The 16665-nt window shown below is 34.8% G+C and carries 9 protein-coding genes; 1 reads left to right on the top strand and 8 read right to left on the bottom strand.

Going from position 1 to position 16665, the window contains the following annotated elements; genetic code table 11:
* Positions 1-40: 40 nt before the first annotated feature.
* Positions 41-2422 (bottom strand): heavy metal translocating P-type ATPase, encoded by a 2382-nt coding sequence (locus DU428_RS08900; RefSeq protein ID WP_113966520.1) that lies wholly within the window; start codon positions 2420-2422, stop codon positions 41-43.
* A 106-nt stretch (positions 2423-2528) separates the two neighbouring features.
* Between DU428_RS08900 and DU428_RS08895 the strand changes: the two genes are divergently transcribed.
* Positions 2529-3206, top strand: a complete 678-nt coding sequence (locus tag DU428_RS08895; protein ID WP_113966521.1) for a Crp/Fnr family transcriptional regulator — start codon at positions 2529-2531, stop codon at positions 3204-3206.
* A gap of 21 nt (positions 3207-3227) precedes the next feature.
* Here the strand turns inward: DU428_RS08895 and DU428_RS08890 are convergent, their stop codons facing one another.
* From DU428_RS08890 to purL, 7 genes are all read right to left on the bottom strand, one after another.
* Positions 3228-4883, bottom strand: a complete 1656-nt coding sequence (locus DU428_RS08890) for a M1 family metallopeptidase (RefSeq protein WP_113966522.1) — start codon at positions 4881-4883, stop codon at positions 3228-3230.
* Positions 4884-4967: 84 nt separating this feature from the next.
* Positions 4968-6776 (bottom strand): acyl-CoA dehydrogenase family protein, encoded by a 1809-nt coding sequence (locus tag DU428_RS08885; protein ID WP_072352125.1) that lies wholly within the window; start codon positions 6774-6776, stop codon positions 4968-4970.
* 27 nt (positions 6777-6803) lie between these two features.
* Positions 6804-7994 carry an acetyl-CoA C-acyltransferase gene (locus DU428_RS08880; RefSeq protein WP_072352126.1) on the bottom strand — a complete coding sequence of 397 codons (1191 nt, stop codon included), beginning with the start codon at positions 7992-7994 and terminating at the stop codon, positions 6804-6806.
* A gap of 81 nt (positions 7995-8075) precedes the next feature.
* A complete protein-coding gene (locus DU428_RS08875; RefSeq protein ID WP_072352127.1) occupies positions 8076-10484 on the bottom strand; it encodes a 3-hydroxyacyl-CoA dehydrogenase/enoyl-CoA hydratase family protein in 2409 nt (802 codons plus the stop codon).
* A 1-nt stretch (position 10485) separates the two neighbouring features.
* On the bottom strand, positions 10486-10941 hold the full coding sequence (locus tag DU428_RS08870; protein ID WP_072352128.1) for a MarR family winged helix-turn-helix transcriptional regulator: 456 nt from the start codon (positions 10939-10941) through the stop codon (positions 10486-10488).
* Positions 10942-11061: 120 nt separating this feature from the next.
* Positions 11062-12831 carry an AMP-dependent synthetase/ligase gene (locus tag DU428_RS08865; protein ID WP_072352129.1) on the bottom strand — a complete coding sequence of 590 codons (1770 nt, stop codon included), beginning with the start codon at positions 12829-12831 and terminating at the stop codon, positions 11062-11064.
* 118 nt (positions 12832-12949) lie between these two features.
* Entirely contained in the window at positions 12950-16657 is a 3708-nt protein-coding gene (gene purL / locus DU428_RS08860; protein WP_113966523.1) for a phosphoribosylformylglycinamidine synthase, read from the bottom strand.
* Positions 16658-16665: the final 8 nt, after the last annotated feature.

The raw sequence follows: 16665 nt of genomic DNA, 5'->3' as shown, positions 1-16665 counted from the left end.
ATTGACCGATTTATAAAAATATGACTTTTATCATATTTGGTTATTTTAATGTATTTAATTTCCTTCCTAAAAGATTTGTAGCAACCGTTGTAAATACCACAATGCTAATAGAACTTAGCGGCATTAATATAGCAGCGATTACTGGTGCTAGTTGTCCTGTTACCGCAAAGTACAATCCAATTACATTGTAGAAAAAGGAAAGTGCAAAACTCCATTTTATTATTTTAATAGCTCCTTTTGCTGCTTTTATATAATTGTTTAACTGTGTAAGCTTTGAAGCATCTAAAATAGCATCACAGGCAGGGGAAAATACATTTACGTTTTCAGAAATGGCAATTCCTACATTACTTTGGGCTAATGCTCCAGCATCATTTAATCCGTCACCAACCATCAATACTTTTGCACCTTCTGTTTGGTGGTATTTTATATACTCTAACTTATCGTCAGGTTTTTGATTAAAAATCAATTTCGTCTTTGAAGGTAGTAATTTTTTTAGATTTTCCAACTCTCCTTCGTTATCTCCAGAAAGAATAACTAAATCATATTGCTTTTTCAGTCTATTAAATAGATTCGATAAACCTTTTCTGTAGCTATTATAAAAAGTGTATTTTCCTTTGTAATTATTATTGGTGCTAATGTGTACGGTTGTATTTAATACGGAAGATTCATTAGAACCAACAAAGCTAGCAGAACCAATTTTTATTTTATTATTTTCATGGGAAGCTTCAATACCTTTCCCTACGTGTTCTTCAAAATGATTTAAAGTAATAATATTATTGGCATCTAGAATCTCATAAAGCGATCTACTTAAAGGGTGGTTCGATCCTCGGAGCGTGTTTTTCAATAAAACTTTTTCCGAAGTTGTTAATTCCTCGCCTTCGTAAGTCGCAGTACTTTTTGCATTGGAAGTAATGGTTCCTGTTTTGTCAAAAATAATGGTATTAATAGCAGCTAATTGTTCTACTACCGAAGCGTTTTTCACATAAAACTTTAATCTTCCAAAAATACGTAGCATATTTCCTAGAGTAAAAGGGGCAGAGAGTGCAATTGCGCAGGGACAAGCAATAATTAAAACTGCTGTAAATACATTCATTGCTTTGCTTGGATCTGCAAATAACCAATAGGTAGTTGCTACAATAGCGATGGTTAAAACGGCAATTGTAAATCGCTTACTAATTTGGTTTGTTAAGGTGGTAAAGCTATCTTCTTTATTTTTACTGAATACATCGTTACTCCATAGTTGCGTGAGGTAACTTTGTTCTACAGACTTTAAAGCTTCCATTTCTATAACTCCCGAAGTTTGTTTTCCTCCAGCAAAAAGCTTGTCGCCAGATTCTTTCGTAACCGTTTCCGATTCTCCTGTTACGAAACTATAGTCGATTTTTGCTCTTCCATTTATTAAGATTCCGTCTACCGGAATTAATTCTTCGTTTCTAATAAGCAAACGGTCTCCCTTTTTAATATCATATACTTGAATAGGTGTTTCTCCTTCTTCTGCTGAAATTTTTGTTACTGCAATAGGGAAATAGGATTTATAATCTCTTTCGAAGGAAAGGGAAGCGTATGTTTTTTGCTGAAAGAATTTCCCTAGTAATAAAAAGAAAACCAATCCAGTTAAACTATCGAAGAATCCGGAACCTAAATCGAATATGATTTCCACCGTACTTCGTATGAAAAGTACTGCTATACCAAGGGCAATAGGAACATCTATATTTAAAACATTTGCTCTTAAGCCTTTGTAAGCCGAAGTAAAATAATGTCTTCCAGAATAAAAAACTACAGGAAGAGAAAAAGCAAACATAACCCATCTAAAAAAGTGTTTGTATTGCTCTAACCAGAATTCTCCAACTTCAAAATATTCTGGAAAAGAAAGGAACATAACGTTACCAAAGGCAAAGCCTGCAATACCAACCTTGTAAATTAGCGACCTGTTAATATGTTCTTTTCCGCCTTTAAAATCTTCTAAGGAAATGTAAGGTTCGTAACCAATACCGCTTAAGAGTAACACTACTTCTTTTAGCGAAGTTGTTTCCGAATTATATGTAACACGTACATTTTTCTTTCCAAAGTTTACTTGTGAAGAAGAAATGCCAGGATTTAGCTTATTTAAATTTTCTAAAATCCAAATACAAGAACTGCAATGTATATGCGGAATGTATAGCGTGGCTATTTGTGTTTTTCCATCGTTAAATTCTGTAAGTTTTTCAATGATATTTTCTTTTTCTAGAAAATCATACTTTCCTTCAATTTCTTTAGGAACTGCTCCAGGAGAAGACTGTAGATCGTAATAACAGGTTAAATCGTTTTCAGAAAAGATTTCATAAACCGTTTTACAGCCATTACAACAAAATGATTTTTCATCAAATTTTATTTCACTAGAATTACAATCGTCACCACAGTGAAAACATAAAACATTGCCCATAATTTATACCCATTTATACCTGTAACAAAAATCACCAAACTTCTTGGTTTTAAATATGATATTTGTCATGTTTTACTTAATTTTACAAATCTATTAAACAAGGGCTATGAGTAAGTGTGAACAGTGTATTATAAAACAATTTAATGCTTTAAAAACTCTTTCAAAAGAGGAGTTGCTTCGTGTTTCTAGTTGTAAGACTAGTATGTTTATAAAAAAAGGAGAAACCATCTTTGAAGAAGGGGAATCTGTTAATGGTGTTTATTGTATTAAAAGCGGTGCTTGTAAGCTTTCTAAATTAAGCTCTAACGGAAGAGAGCAAATTGTAAAGCTTGTAGTAAAAGGCGATTTGTTAGGGCAACGATCTTTAATAGGTAGTGAATCGGCTAACCTTACTGCTGTAGCTCTTAATGATATGGAAATATGCTTTATTCCTAAATCTGAAATTATTAATGATTTAGCTAAAAACCCAAATTTTAGTAATTCTATTTTAGAGCAAATGGCAGCCGATCTTAGAAATTCGGATAATGTGATTGTGAATATGGCTCAAAAATCGGTTAAAAATAGAATAGCCGAAGTGTTAATTTATTTACATGAGACTTTTGGTGTTGATGAGGAAGGTTTTTTAGCTATTCAGTTTTCAAGAGAGGATTTTGCTAATTTTGTTGGTACTGCTACAGAGTCTGCTATTCGTATTTTATCTCAGTTAAAGAAAGAAGGATATATTACCACCCAAGGAAAACTTATTAAAATTGAAAATATAGAAGGTTTAAAACGAGTAGAGTAGTTCTTGTAAATGCTTGAAGCTTTACCAAGTTACTAGCTTCGTTTTTATATAAAAATCTTCATCCAAAACAACATCTGTTTTGTTTTGCTGTAGCTTTAGGGATTTCCAATCTTTGTTTGGGTATATCCATTGCTCTATACCATTTAGTTTTATTTGAATAGGCATATCGAAATCTATAACAATATTTGTCCAACGAAACTTCAATTCACTATCTTCTATTTTATATTCTAAAGTCGGAATTCTAACATCACGTAAGTACTGATTAAAGAATGCGGTTAAGTCAATACCTGTATGTTTACTTAAATAATTTTCAATTTGCTCTGTATTAACTGTTTGGTGATAGAACTCTTGGTTTAATCCGCGTAATATTTGTCGCCATTTTTCATCATCTTCTACCAACTGGCGTAAGGTATGAAGCATGTTTGCTCCTTTATAATACATATCTGAAGAACCTTCGTTATTTACATGATACGCACCAATTATTGGTTTGTCGTTTAGAATAGCTCTTCTTGTACCAATTACATATTTTGCAGAAGATTCTTTACCAAAGTGATAATCTAAAAAGAGGTTTTCGGAATAGGCTGTGAAGCTTTCATGAATCCACATATCTGCAATATCTTTATTTGTAATATTGTTTGCAAACCATTCATGTCCTGATTCATGGATGATAATAAAATCGAATTTTAATCCTTCGCCAGTACCTGATAAATCGTTTCCTAAATATCCTTTTTTGTATTTGTTTCCGTAGGTAATAGAACTTTGGTGCTCCATTCCTAAATATGGAGCTTCTACTAGTTTAAATCCGTCTTCATAAAAAGGGTAGGGACCAAACCAGTGTTCAAAAGCTTCTATCATTTTTGGCGCATCTTTAAAGTGCTTCTTCGCTTTTTCTAAATTATCACGAAGTACAAAATAATCCATATCTAAATCCCCTTTCTCCCCAGCATAAACTTCAGAAAAATGTACATAATCTCCAATATTTATATTCACGCCATAATTGTTAATTGGGTTAGAAACAAACCAATGAGAAGTAACGGTATTATCTTTGTTTACTACTAAATCTCGGAGTCTTCCGTTTGAAATGTTTGTTAAGCCTTTAGGGTTTGTGACACTTATAAGCATGCTATCCACTTCATCATACATATGGTCTTTATTTGGCCACCAAACGCTTGCACCTAATCCTTGACAGGAAGTTGCTATAAAATGATTGTTGTTTTTATCTTTTTTCCAAGAAAGCCCACCATCCCAAGGAGCATTAACGGCTTCTTTAGGTTTTCCTTCATAATACACGTCAATTGTTTTTACTTCACCAATGTTTTGTTTTTCTTGTAGTTTTATAAAATGCGCATTACCTTGATGTTCAACTTCTAGTTCTTTATTATTTTGGGTTACTTTGGTTATTTGTAGCGGAGACTGTAAATCTACTTGTAAGGTGTTGTTTTCTTTTAAAACCGTGTATTGAATGGTGTTTTTTCCGGATATAAATTTTTCTTCTGGTTGTACTTTTATATCTAAATGGTAATAGGTTAAATCCCACCATTCGCGTTCTGGAGTGATGCTTCCACGAAGGGTATCTTGTTTTGTGAATTTATTTTGATCTTGAAATAAGCTCTGATTTTTTTGGGATAGGCAAGAAGATGCTATAAAACAAGTGATTAAAAATAGTACGTTTTTCATGGAATTAATTTTGCTCTAAAATAAGGAAAATAAAAAAGCCGTTTCAATTACGAAACGGCTTTTTACAATTAACTAAACTTAATATTAAAAACAATATTTATTTTCTGCTTTTACTTTTTCTGCGATTTCGTTACGTAAATCAACGATATCTGGATAGTTTTGATATTTAGTAAAACGCTTAAGTCCCATTAACATCATACGTTGCTCATCTCCTTCAGCAAAAGAAATAATACTTTCTTTTCCTTTCTTTTCGATGATATCTACCGCTTGGTATAAGTAAAGTTTTGACATTGCAATTTGTACAGTCTGAGACTCTTCACCAAAACGCTTTGCATTCTTTTCTGTTCTTAAAATTGCAGATTCTGCCATATAGATTTCAATTAAGATATCTGAAGCAGCAATTAATAATTGTTGGTGTTGTTCTAAGTCTGGTCCAAACTTTTGAACAGCAGCACCAGCAACCATTAAGAAAGTCTTTTTCAGTTTCTTAATCATTTCTTTTTCTTCTGAGAATAACTCTGAGTAGTCTGGAGTTTCAAAAGAAGGAATACCCATTAGTTCATTTTGAACTGCTTGCGCAGGACCTAGTAAATCTACGTGACCTTTCATTGCTTTCTTCACTAACATTCCAACACATAACATTCTGTTGATTTCGTTAGTACCTTCGTAAATACGAGCAATTCTAGCATCTCTCCAAGCAGCTTCCATAGGAGTTTCTTCAGAGAATCCCATTCCTCCAAAAATTTGGATTCCTTCATCTGCACAGTGTTGTACATCTTCAGAAACAGCTACTTTTAAGATAGAACATTCAATTGCATATTCTTCTACACCTTTTAACTCTGCTTCTTGATGTGTATTTCCAGCAGCTTCACGTAAAGCGATTCTGTCTTCAATGTTTTTAGAAGCTCTATAGGTTGCAGATTCACCAACGTAAGCGTTTGTTGCCATTTCAGCAAGTTTCACTTTAATAGCTCCGAAATCTGCGATTGGTGTTTTAAATTGTTTACGTTCGTTTGCGTAGTTAACAGCAGTAGTTAAAATTCTTCTTTGAGAATCTAAACAAGCAGCAGCCAATTTAATACGTCCAACGTTAAGTGCGTTCATGGCGATTTTAAATCCTTCTCCACGACCAGCCAACATGTTTTCTACAGGAACAACCGTATCATTAAAGAATACTTGACGTGTAGAAGATGCACGAATACCTAATTTGTGTTCTTCTTCACCTAAAGTAATTCCGTTAGGGTTGTTTTTATCGTATTCTACAATAAAACCAGTAATATTTTTGTCATCTTCAATACGAGCAAAAACAATCATCAAGCTACAGAAACCTGCATTTGAGATCCACATTTTTTGTCCGTTAATTTTATAAGATTTTCCATCTGCAGAAAGTTCTGCAGTTGTTTTTCCTGAGTTTGCATCCGATCCTGCACCTGGCTCTGTTAAACAGTATGCACCAAACCATTCACCTGTTGCTAATTTAGGAACGTATTTTTTCTTTTGCTCTTCTGTTCCGTATAGGGTAATTGGCATTGTACCAATACCTGTGTGTGCACCAAAAGCTGTACTAAAAGAACCTGTACCAGATGAGATATAATCACATGTTAATACCGTAGAAACAAAACCCATTCCTAATCCGTCGTAAGCTTCAGGAACAGCAACTCCTAAAAACCCAAGTTCCCCAGCTTTACGCATTACTTCTTCTGTTAATGCATAATCTTTAGCTTCAAATCTTGTTCTGTTTGCAATGATTTCACGATCATTGAATTCCATTACGGCTTCCTTCATCATCGTTTGTTCTTCTGAAAAATCTTCAGGAGTAAAAACGTCTTCACAATTTGTTTCTTTTACTAAGAATTGACCTCCACGTAGGATATCTTTTTCTAAATCTGCCATTTTATAATATTGTATTAAGTTCTTTTATTAGTTTAAAAATTCGAATATACCGCAAGCTCCTTGACCTGTACCAACGCACATAGTTACTGCTCCGTATTTTCCTTTCATGTCACGCTTACGCATTTCATCAAAAAGTTGTACGGATAGTTTTGCTCCTGTACATCCTAATGGGTGACCTAAAGCAATAGCTCCACCATTTACGTTAATAATACCTGGGTTAAGATTTAATTCTCTAATTACCGCTAAAGATTGTGAAGCGAATGCTTCGTTCAATTCGATTAACTCTAAGTCAGATTGTTTTAAACCTGCTTGTTTTAAAGCTTTAGGAATTGCTTTTACTGGTCCGATACCCATGATACGAGGTTCTACTCCTGCTGCTGCATAGTTTACTAAACGAGCAATTGGTTCAAGATTTAATTCTTTAACCATTTCTTCGCTCATAATCATTACAAAGGCAGCACCATCACTCATTTGTGAAGAGTTACCTGCAGTTACACTACCACCGGCAGCGAATACAGGGCGTAATTTTCCTAAAACTTCTACGCTAGTTCCTGCACGAGGACCTTCGTCTTTAGTAACTGTATAGGATTTAGTAGCTTTTTTTCCGTTAGCATCAATATATGTTTGCTCTACTTCAATAGGAACAATTTGGTCTTGGAAACGGTTTTCAGCTTGAGCTCTTAATGCTTTAACATGAGAGTTATAAGCGAATTCGTCTTGATCTTCACGAGATACTTTAAACTGTTTTGCAACTGCTTCTGCAGTATTTCCCATTCCCCAGTAATAATCTTCATGACCAGCTTTTACGGTGTCATAGTTTAATTCTGGTTTAAATCCTGTCATTGGTACTGCACTCATGCTTTCTGCACCTCCTGCAATAATACAATCTGCCATTCCTGCTTGAATTTTTGCAGTTGCTATACCAATTGTTTCAATACCTGAAGCACAGAAACGGTTTACAGTTACACCAGGAACATCTACGCTATCTAATCCTATTAGGGAGATAAAACGTGCCATGTTTAATCCTTGTGCACCTTCTGGCATTGCGTTTCCAACGATTACGTCGTCAATACGCTTTTTATCTAAATTTGGAAGTTCCTTCATCATGTGCTGAATGGTTTCAGCTGCTAATTCATCGGTTCTTTTAAAACGGAACACACCTTTTGGCGCTTTACCAACTGCGGTTCTGTATGCTTTTACTATATATGCTGTTTTCATTTGTTTTAGTATTTAGTTGTTAGTAATTAGTATTTAGTGATATTTTCATCCTTAGTACTAATTCCTTATTACTATCCGCAATTAGTTGCGAAGTGGTTTCCCTTTTGTTAACATGTGTTGGATTCTTTCTAAAGTCTTACGTTCTGTACATAAGCTTAAGAATGCTTCACGCTCTAAATCCAATAAGTATTGTTCTGATACTAAGGTAGGCTCTGATAAATCACCACCAGCCATTACATAAGCTAGTTTGTTTGCAATTTTCATATCGTGTTCTGAGATATAGTTAGAGTCTTGCATAGAGTCTGTTCCTACTAAGAACATACCTAATGCTTGTTTTCCTAGTACTTTCACATCTGTACGTCTTACTGGCTGTGTATAACCAGAGTCTGCCATTAATCTAGCATGTTGTTTTGCAACTGCTATTTGGCGGTCTTTATTAACTACTACTACGTCTTTACCTTTTTGTAAAAGGTTTAAGTCGAAGGCTTCGTAAGCAGAAGTTGATACTTTTGCCATACCGATAGTTAAGAAGTGCTCTTGTAAGATGTTTAGTTGCACATCTCCTTTTTGGAAAAGATCTTGAGCTCTTAAAGCCATTTCTTTAGAACCACCTCCTCCAGGGATCACACCAACACCAAACTCAACAAGTCCCATGTAAGTTTCTGCTGCTGCTACTACTTTATCTGCGTGTAATGAAATTTCACATCCACCACCTAAAGCCATTCCGTGAGGAGCAGAGATAGTTGGAATTGCAGAATAACGCATACGCATCATTGTATCTTGGAAGTATTTAATAGCCATGTTAAGCTCGTCGTACTCTTGTTCTGCAGCCATCATGAAAATCATTCCGATGTTTGCTCCAACAGAGAAGTTAGGGCCTTGGTTACCTACCACTAAACCGTCGAAATCTTTTTCAGCTATATCTAAAGCTTTGTTTAATCCCGCTAAAACATCTCCACCAATCGTGTTCATTTTAGATTGGAATTCAACGTTAAGGATTCCGTCACCTAAATCTTCTACAACAACACCTGAGTTTTTAAATACTTCGTTTGTTTTTCTGATATTGTCTAAGATGATAAATGCATCTTGACCAGGAACTTTCGTTTGTTTTTTACTAGGAATATCGTAGAAGTAAGTAGCACCGTCTTTTACTGAGTAGAAAGAAGTGTTTCCTGCAGCTAGCATTTCATTAACCCATGCAGCAGGCTCTAAACCTTCTGCTTTCATTAATTCGATACCTTTTTCAACACCAATTGCATCCCAGATTTGGAAAGGACCATGTTCCCAACCGAAACCTGCTTTCATGGCATCGTCAATTTTATATAATTCATCTGTAATTTCAGGAATACGATTAGAAACGTATGCAAATAGGGCAGTGAAGCTTTTTCTGTAAAACTCCCCAGCTTTATCTTTTCCTTTAACTAAGATTTTAAAACGATCTACAACTTTATCTACTGTTTTAGTAAGTTCTAAAGTGGCAAATTTTGCTTTTTTAGAAGAACGGTATTCTAAAGTGTTTAAGTCTAAAGATAGAATTTCTGAAGATCCGTCTTCCTTTTTAACTTTTTTGTAGAACCCTTGTCCTGTTTTACTTCCTAACCATTTGTTTTCCATCATAGTGCTGATGAAATCTGGTAAAGAGAATAACTCTAGGCGTTCGTCATTCGGACAATTTTCTCTAATTCCGTTTGCTACATGCACTAAAGTATCTAAACCTACAACATCTACCGTACGGAAGGTTGCCGATTTCGGACGACCAATTACTGGTCCTGATAATTTATCTACTTCCTCGATAGTTAGATCTAAATCTTTAACTGCGTGGAATAAACTTTGTATGCTGAAAATACCGATTCTGTTTCCGATAAAAGCAGGAGTATCTTTAGCAACAACCGAAGTTTTTCCTAAGAATTTTTCTCCATATTCATTTAAGAAATCTAATACAGCTTTATCTGTTTTAGGTCCTGGTATGATTTCAAATAATTTTAAGTAACGAGCAGGGTTGAAGAAGTGTGTTCCACAGAAATGCTTTTGGAAATCTTCGCTACGGCCTTCGCTCATGAACTTAATAGGAATACCTGAGGTATTAGAGGTTATTAGAGTTCCAGGAGTTCTGTATTTTTCTAATTTTTCGAATACTTGTTGTTTGATGTCTAATCTTTCAACAACCACTTCCATAATCCAATCTACATCTGCAACTTTAGCAATATCATCTTCTAGGTTACCAGTAGTGATTCTGCTCGCAAATTTTTGATTGTAAATAGGAGAGGGTTTCGATTTTAATGAAGCAGCTAATGCATCATTAACCAATCTGTTTCTTACAACTTTATCTTCTAAAGTTAATCCTTTAGCTTTTTCTTTGTCGGTTAGTTCTCTAGGTACAATGTCTAGTAATAGTACATCTACACCAATGTTGGCAAAATGACAAGCGATACCGCTCCCCATAATTCCAGAACCAATAATAGCTATTTTTTTAATCCTACGTTTGCTCATATTATTTTAAAGTGTGTTCTTTATTATTGTATATTTTTTTGTTTGATATCATGTTATTTATGATTTCGGCAACTTCATAGAAGCTGTTCAATTTTTCTTCAGGAATATTTTCGCGTATTTTGTTATTGAAGGTAAGTACGCGCTCTCTAGAGTATTCCCTTTTTTCTTTTCCGAATTCTGTTAGAAAAATAAGCACTCCTCGGCCGTCTTCCGGGTTTGGTTTACGCTCAATTAATCCTCTTGTTTCCATGTTCTTTAATGTGCGTGATAGGCTTGTTGCTTCCATACCCATTTTTGGGCCTAGTGATGTAGATGGGGTTCCTTTAATAGGGTCTATACTAAGCAAAGCAAAACCGGTTGCCATGGTAGTATCAAATTTTAAAGCTTCTTCATTATACATTTTTGTAACTGCTAACCAGGTGGTTCTAAGTACATAATCTATAGTCGCGTCTTTCATGTGATTCTTTTAATAAAACCAAATATACAAAAATATGTTATGCACGCATAGTAAAGTGTTAAAATATTTTTGTTTTATCCAAAAAAAAACTCCTTAGCAATGTAAGGAGTTTTTTAATGTTTATGGTCTGTATATTTTTTCGATTAGATCTTTATAAATTTCTTTAATGATCTTACGTTTCATTTTCATGGTAGGAGTTAGGTGTCCGTCTTCTATAGTCCAAGGGTTTGGTGTGATTTCAAACTTTTTAATTTGTTCCCAATGACCAAACTTTTCGTTTGCGTCATTTATTTCTTCTTGGATTCTTTCTCTAAGGATTTCGTTAGAAGCTATTTCTTCTTTTGATTTAAAAGTTAGCTTTCTACGTTTCGCCCATTCTTCAACAAACTCATAGTTTACTTGAATTAATGCTGCAGGCATTTTTTCACCTTCACCAATTACCATTATCTGTTCGATAAAACGAGATTGTTTTAGTTTGTTTTCTAATAGGGCAGGAGCAACATATTTTCCACCAGATGTTTTAAACATTTCTTTCTTTCTGTCGGTGATTTTTAAGAAACCATCGCTGTCTATTTCTCCAATATCTCCTGTGTGGAAGTATCCGTCTTTTAGAACTTCTTTTGTTTTTTCTTCATCTTTAAAGTATCCTTTCATTACGTTAGGTCCTTTTACTAAGATTTCTCCGTCTTCAGCGATTTTAATATCAACGTTGTCAATAACTTTACCAACCGTTCCTACTCTAAATCCGCCATTTCGTTGGTCGTTAACCGCTATAACTGGAGATGTTTCTGTTAGTCCGTAACCTTCCATAATAGGTAATTCTGCAGCAGCAAAAACTCTAGTAAGTCTAGGTTGTAATGCAGCACTTCCTGAAACCATAAGGTCTAATTCTCCGCCCAAACCTTCTTTCCATTTACTAAAAATAAGTTTTCTGGCTAGTTTAAGTTGCGTTTCGTACCACCATCCGTTTGCTCCGTATGGTTCGTATTTTAATCCAAGTTCTACAGCCCAGAAGAAAAGTGCTTTTTTAATTCCTGAAAGATCTGCACCTTTTGCAACAATTTTATCAAATACTTTCTCGTATAAACGAGGTACAGCAGTCATTACATTAGGTTTTACTTCTTTTAGGTTGTCGCTCATTTTTTCGATAGACTCTGCGAAATAAATTTCTACACCACAATATTGGTATAAATACAGAATCATACGCTCAAAAACGTGACAAACAGGAAGGAAACTTAAAGCTTTTGCTTGACCTTCGTCGAAAGGAACTCGTTTTTTACTGTCTAATACATTAGATACAATGTTTTTGTGTGAAAGCATTACACCTTTTGGTTTTCCGGTAGTTCCAGATGTATAAATAAGTGTCGCTAAATCGTCTGTATGTACAGCTTTTTTACGATCTTCTACTTCGTTTTGGTTGCTTGTGTCTTTTCCTAACTCTAAAACTTCCCTCCAATTCTTTTCATTGGCAACTTCATCAAAAGTATAAACTGCTTTTAATTTGGTTTTGTCTTTAATCTGATTTAGTTTTTCTAATATACTTTCATCTGAAACAAAACAGTAAGTTGCTTCCGAATGATTTAGGATGTATTCATAATCTTCTTTACTAATAGTAGGGTAAATAGGTACGTTTTGTGCACCTACTTGAAGAATACCAATATCCATAATATTCCACTCGGTTCTGTTTGTAGTTGAAATAACTGCAATTTTTTCGTTTGCTTTTACCCCTAAACGTATCAAACCACGACTTATAGTATTTGCTTGATCTACATACTCCTGTGTGGATATAGACTCCCATTTTCCATTATATTTAGTTGTTAGTGCTTTATCTAACTTAAAAGTTTCTAATTGGAAATAAGGAAAATCGAAAAGTCTTGTAATTTCAGCCATGTTATTTTAAAGTTTGAAGTCTTGCAAATTAGGAAATTTTAGATGATAATCAAATGCTAGTACAAAAAAAGGAGCTTAATTCTTGTAAGCTCCTTGATTTATAGGTGTTTAAAATGTGTTATTTTTTGTTTTCAATCCATTTTCTAGCGTTTACAAAGGCTTCTAACCACGGTGAAACTTCGTCTTTTCTTCCTGTTGGGTAGTTTGCCCAGTTCCATTGGAATGTAGAACGCTCGATATGTGGCATGGTAACCAAGTGCCTACCTGTTTTATCACACATCATTGCTGTGTTAAAGTCTGAACCATTAGGGTTTGCTGGATATCCTTCGTACCCATATTTCGCTACAATATTATATGCACTTTCTTCTTTTGGTAAGTTGAATTTTCCTTCTCCATGAGAAATCCAAACACCTAATTTAGAGCCTTCTAAGCTAGAAAGCATTACAGAGTTGTTTTTTTGAATTTCTACAGAAGTAAAAGAACTTTCGTGTTTTTTAGAATTATTATAGGTTAGTTTTCCGTGTGTATCATGCTCTGGATTTACTAAACCTAGTTCCATCCAAAGTTGAGCACCGTTACAAATACCAACAGAAAGGGTATCTTCTCTTTCAAAGAATTTCTTTAAAGCAGTATTTGCTTTTTCGTTATATAAGAAAGCACCAGCCCAACCTTTTGCAGAACCTAAAACATCGGAGTTAGAGAAACCACCAACAGCTCCAATAAACTGAATGTCTTCTAGCGTTTCACGACCCGAAATTAAATCGGTCATATGCACATCTTTTACGTCAAATCCAGCCAAGTACATAGCATTTGCCATTTCGCGTTCAGAGTTTGAACCTTTTTCACGAATGATAGCTGCTTTTGGTTTTGCTTGCGAATTTTCTGTTTTTAAAACATCTTTTAATTTTCCTGTGAAATGCTTAGGGAAAACAAATTCTAAAGGCTGGTTTTTATAATTATCAAAACGATCTTGTGCTAAACCATTTGCAGTTTGCTTTTGGTCTAATAAGAAGGAAGTTTTGTACCAAACATCTCTTAACCTAGAAACCGTTAATAAGAATACCTCTGCACTGTTTATAATACTTAAGGTGTCGCTTTCTGTTACTTTTCCTATGTTGAAGAACTCAATGTTCGCTTCAGCTAAAACTTTTTCAATAGAATTATCTGTTGCTTGGAAAACAATTCCGGAGTTTTCAGCAAATAAAACTTTGAAGGAATCTTTTTGTTTTAATTCGGTAATATCTAGTTCTGCACCAAGATTATTATCTGTAAAACACATTTCTAATAAAGTAGTGATTAATCCACCGGAAGCAACATCGTGTCCAGCAAGAATTTTATCTTCTTTAATTAGTTTTTGTATGGTATTGAATACTGTTTTTACGTAATCTGCACTTTTTACATTAGGCGTTTCGTTTCCAACCTTATTTAAAATTTGCGCGAAAGAACTTCCTCCTAATTTAAAGTCATCTTGAGAAATGTTGATATAATAGATTTCTCCTCCGTTTTTCTGAAAAACAGGTTCTACTACTTTATTAATATCGTTACAGTTTCCTGCTGCAGAAATAATTACTGTACCAGGAGAAATAACCTCTTCATTAGGGTATTTCTGCTTCATAGAAAGAGAATCTTTCCCTGTTGGGACATTGATTCCTAATCCTATTGCAAAATCTGAAACAGCTTCTACAGCTTCGTATAGTCTTGCATCTTCACCTTCGTTTTTACAAGGCCACATCCAGTTTGCAGATAAGGATACACTTTGTAAACCATCTTTTAAAGGAGCCCAAACCATATTGGTTAAGGATTCTGTAATGGCGTTTCGGCTTCCCGCTGCAGGATTGATTAATCCGGATATAGGAGCGTGACCTATAGTTGTTGCAACACCTTCTTTTCCTTTATAGTCAAGTGCCATAACACCTACGTTGTTTAAAGGTAATTGTAAAGGACCAGCACATTGTTGTTTGGCAACTTTTCCACCTACACAACGGTCTACTTTATTGGTAAGCCAATCTTTACAAGCAACAGCTTCTAATTGTAATAACTGATCAAGATAATCGTAAAATTTATCTGTATTATAAGAAATTCCTCCGTAGTTTCTATTCACCGTTTTATCGGTCATGATGGTTTTTGGAGAACTTCCAAACATATCTTCTAATGCTAAATCCATAGGTTTATCACCATTGGTTTTAGATTCAAAAGTAAATCTGTCGTTATCTGTTACATCCCCAACAGTGTACATTGGAGAACGCTCACGATCGGCAATTTTTTGTAATTTTTCTATATGATCTTCAGAAATTACTAATCCCATTCTTTCTTGAGATTCGTTTCCGATGATTTCTTTAGCAGATAGGGTAGGGTCACCAACAGGTAATTTATCTAAGTCGATATTTCCTCCTGTATCTTCTACTAATTCTGATAAGCAATTTAAGTGTCCACCAGCGCCATGGTCATGAATAGAAACAATGTGATTTTCATCGCTTTCAACCATTCCACGGACAGCATTTGCTGCACGCTTTTGCATTTCTGGGTTAGAGCGTTGTACAGCGTTTAATTCGATACCAGAAGAAAATTCTCCAGTGTCTGCAGAAGAAACTGCAGCTCCACCCATTCCAATTCGGTAGTTTTCACCACCAAGAATTACAATTTTATCCCCTGATTTTGGTGTTTCTTTTATGGCTTGATCTGCTTTACCGTAACCAATTCCTCCGGCTTGCATGATTACTTTGTCGTAACCAAGTTTTCTGTTAGATCGTTTTTCACCATCAATAATAGTACTTTCGGTTTCGTCGTGCTCAAAAGTTAAAACAGAACCGCAGATAAGCGGTTGTCCGAATTTGTTTCCGAAGTCGGATGCACCATTACTTGCTTTTATCAAGATATCCATTGGTGTTTGGTATAACCAAGGACGAGCTTCCATTTTTTGTTCCCAAGGACGCATTTCTTCTAGTCTAGAATAGGAAGTCATATAAACAGCTGTTCCAGCTAAAGGTAAAGAACCTTTTCCACCAGCTAATCTGTCTCTAATTTCCCCTCCAGAACCTGTTGCAGCACCGTTAAAAGGCTCTACAGTTGTTGGGAAGTTATGTGTTTCTGCTTTTAATGAAATAACAGAATCGAAATCTTTTGTTTGGTAGTAATCTGGTTTGTCTGCAGATTTAGGTGCGAATTGTTCTACTTTCGGACCTTTCACAAAAGCTACATTATCTTTATATGCGGAAACAATATCGTTAGGATGTTGTTTCGATGTTTCTTTGATTAATTTGAAAAGGGAAGTTGGTTTTTCTTCTCCGTCAATAATAAAAGTTCCGTTGAAGATTTTATGACGACAGTGTTCTGAGTTTACTTGAGAAAACCCGAATACTTCAGAGTCGGTTAATGGTCTTCCGATTTTTTTTGAAACCTCGTTTAGGTAATTGATTTCTTCCTCGTTTAAAGCTAGACCTTCTTGCTCGTTATAAGCGGCGATATCGTGAATGTTGATAATAGCTTCCGGTTGAATTTTTACTGTAAAAGACTCCTGGTTTAAGCTATTGAATTTTTCAGATATCATTGGGTCATAGCTTTTGAAGTCTTCAGAAACGGCTTCGAATTCTTCAATTCTTATGATACCTTCAATTCCCATATTTTGGGTTATTTCTACAGCATTGGTACTCCATGGAGTAATCATTGCAGCTCTAGGGCCAACAAAAAAAGCATCTAAGGATGCTTGTTCTATTTTTGGCTGGTTGCCAAATAACCACACTAATTTAGCGATGGTTTCTGTTGATAATTCTTTTGTTGCTTGAACAGCAAAAACTTTACTGTTTTGGTTTCCGAAGAAATGAATCATTATGTTTG

This window comes from Oceanihabitans sediminis, assembly GCF_003337215.1.
Classification (GTDB): Bacteria; Bacteroidota; Bacteroidia; order Flavobacteriales; family Flavobacteriaceae; genus Oceanihabitans; species Oceanihabitans sediminis.
The sequence above is the reverse complement of the archived record's forward strand: the minus strand, read 5'-3'. Positions and strand labels throughout refer to the sequence as shown.

Excerpts from the sequence above, each read along its gene's own strand:
- DU428_RS08870 (WP_072352128.1), bottom strand. The coding sequence starts at position 10,941 with ATGAAAGACGCGACTATAGATTATGTACTTAGAACCACCTGGTTAGCA.
- DU428_RS08900 (WP_113966520.1), bottom strand. The coding sequence starts at position 2,422 with ATGGGCAATGTTTTATGTTTTCACTGTGGTGACGATTGTAATTCTAGT.
- DU428_RS08895 (WP_113966521.1), top strand. The coding sequence starts at position 2,529 with ATGAGTAAGTGTGAACAGTGTATTATAAAACAATTTAATGCTTTAAAA.
- DU428_RS08865 (WP_072352129.1), bottom strand. The coding sequence starts at position 12,831 with ATGGCTGAAATTACAAGACTTTTCGATTTTCCTTATTTCCAATTAGAA.
- DU428_RS08880 (WP_072352126.1), bottom strand. The coding sequence starts at position 7,994 with ATGAAAACAGCATATATAGTAAAAGCATACAGAACCGCAGTTGGTAAA.
- DU428_RS08875 (WP_072352127.1), bottom strand. The coding sequence starts at position 10,484 with ATGAGCAAACGTAGGATTAAAAAAATAGCTATTATTGGTTCTGGAATT.
- DU428_RS08885 (WP_072352125.1), bottom strand. The coding sequence starts at position 6,776 with ATGGCAGATTTAGAAAAAGATATCCTACGTGGAGGTCAATTCTTAGTA.
- DU428_RS08890 (WP_113966522.1), bottom strand. The coding sequence starts at position 4,883 with ATGAAAAACGTACTATTTTTAATCACTTGTTTTATAGCATCTTCTTGC.
- purL (WP_113966523.1), bottom strand. The coding sequence starts at position 16,657 with ATGATTCATTTCTTCGGAAACCAAAACAGTAAAGTTTTTGCTGTTCAA.